Raw genomic sequence first — 1,165 nt, 5'->3', positions numbered from 1 at the left:
CCCGCCGCGCCGCCCGCGCCGCCGCCGCACTGGACGCCCCCGCCCCCGCCGCCGGAGTCCTCTCCCCGCCCGCCGGAGACGCCCACGCCGCGGCCGCCTGGGCCGCGCGCTGCGCCGAACACGGCGTCGCCGTGGGCTGCTTCCGCCCTCCGTCCACACCCGACCACCGCTCCCGGCTGCGGATCACCGTCAACACCGGGGTGCCCGAAGCCGACTTCGACAAGGCCCTGGCCGTCATCGAGGAGACGCGACCATGATCGAACTCAAGGGCCCGGTAATCGTCACCGGCACCGACACCGGCGTCGGCAAGACCATCGCCACCGCCGCGATCGCCTCCCGCCTCATGGCCGAGGGCCGCACCGTCGACGTCATCAAGGTCGCCCAGACCGGCGACGATGACGACGCCGCCACCGTCGCCCGCCTCAGCGGCGCCCCCGCCCGGGCCCTCGCCCGCTACCCCGACCCGCTCGCCCCCTACACCGCCGCCCGCCGAGCCGGCGCACCGCTGCTGAAGCTCACCGAAGTCGCCGAGGCCGCACTCGGCAGCACCGCCGACACCGTCCTGCTCGAAGGGGCAGGGGGGCTGCTCGTCCAGATCGGCGAGGCCGGCTGGACCGTCCGCGACCTCGCCGTCGAACTCGGCGCGCCGGCCGTGGTCGTCGCCCGGGCGGGCCTGGGCACCCTCAACCACACCGCGCTCACCCTCGAAGCCCTCTCCCGACGCGGCGTCGACGCCGCCGTCATCCTCGGCGCCTGGCCCCACCGGCCCGGACTCGCGGAGACCGAGAACCTCCAGGACCTCCCCGGCGACCGCCTCGGCTGGATCCCCGATGGCGCCGGCGCGCTCGAACCCGAGGTCTTCCGCCTCAGCGCCACCGAATGGCTCGACCTGGACACGAACTCCTGAAGGCGGCGGAACCTCGAAGGCATCGGGGCCGATCCCGACGACCGATGACCGATGACCGGGCGGAGCGATCCCCCGGCAACAACCCGTCCGCCCGGCCGGGCCGAATCTGGCACCGGTTCAGGCGATCGGCGACGGTGGGTCGGGTGGTGTGTCGGTGCCGGTCCGCGGCTGCGGGATTCGATTGGGTCGAGGTTCAACCTGTCAGCGACGGCGAGCCGAGTGGACAATTGGGGCAGGTGTCCGGCTGTCGGGTCGATA

The 1,165-nt window shown here is 74.4% G+C and carries 1 protein-coding gene and 1 pseudogene; both read left to right on the top strand.

Features of this window, described 5'->3' with window-relative positions; translation table 11 throughout:
- Nucleotides 1-257 (top strand): annotated as a pseudogene (locus JFB92_RS22910) (8-amino-7-oxononanoate synthase); the annotation flags it as partial.
- Nucleotides 254-907, top strand: coding sequence for a dethiobiotin synthase (gene bioD, locus JFB92_RS22905; protein ID WP_199043997.1), 654 nt, complete (start codon nt 254-256; stop codon nt 905-907). The pseudogene JFB92_RS22910 and the gene bioD, both read left to right, overlap by 4 nt.
- The last annotated feature ends 258 nt before the right edge of the window (nt 908-1,165 follow it).

Origin of the sequence: Glycomyces salinus (assembly GCF_016428645.1) — a bacterium.
GTDB classification, from domain to species: Bacteria; Actinomycetota; Actinomycetes; order Mycobacteriales; family Micromonosporaceae; genus Glycomyces; species Glycomyces salinus.
The sequence above is the reverse complement of the archived record's forward strand: the minus strand, read 5'-3'. Positions and strand labels throughout refer to the sequence as shown.